2 protein-coding genes are annotated in these 542 nt (G+C 65.5%); both read left to right on the top strand.

Annotation, left to right across the window (positions count from 1 at the left end; all coding sequences use genetic code 11):
- Window positions 1-220 (top strand): hypothetical protein (locus MKK70_RS19225; RefSeq protein WP_243949384.1); only part of this gene is annotated, 220 nt, incomplete at its 5' end.
- Window positions 221-360: 140 nt separating this feature from the next.
- Window positions 361-542: hypothetical protein (locus MKK70_RS19220; protein ID WP_243949383.1), on the top strand; the 182-nt coding region annotated here is incomplete at its 3' end.

Raw genomic sequence — 542 nt, 5'->3', positions numbered from 1 at the left:
TCAGACCTTGAGCGGTCCGATACGCCGCGATGCGGCTTCCGATCGATCGGTCGCCGCTGGTCGCGAGCTTCGGCGCATGGATGGGGGTCATTCGGGCATTCGCTTTCAGGTTGGAGACGACTCGACCAGCGTCGCTGCTGTTCCGAGCACATCCCAATACGCATTGCGCGCGATTGAGTTTCGCGGCTGCGATCAATCCTGGGTTGCAGAAATGTCATAGCTTGGCCTTGTGACGAACGGCCGAGCGGATCGCGTGCCGGCCCCGTGGAGGCCGTGCGCCATGCACAGTGCCGCGAGGTTCTGCCGCACCGACGAAGCGAGCGGTGCGGCGTTGCCCGCGGCGAACGTGAAGGAGCTGGCATGGCCGACAAGGCAGACGTGACGACGTACATCCTGAAGCAGGCGCTGGCGGCCAAGGTCGGCGACCACGTCGAGATCGCGGTTGAGGCTGAGGACGGGACGCGGTTCAAGATCCGCTCGTCGTCCGAGCAGCTCGACGCGCTGGTGGGCGACCTCGACGGCATCCTGGATGCCGACGACGC

Source organism: Methylobacterium sp. E-041 (assembly GCF_022829665.1).
Classification (GTDB): domain Bacteria; phylum Pseudomonadota; class Alphaproteobacteria; order Rhizobiales; family Beijerinckiaceae; genus Methylobacterium.
Note: the sequence above shows the minus strand (reverse complement) of the source record. Positions and strands in the feature narration are given on the sequence as shown.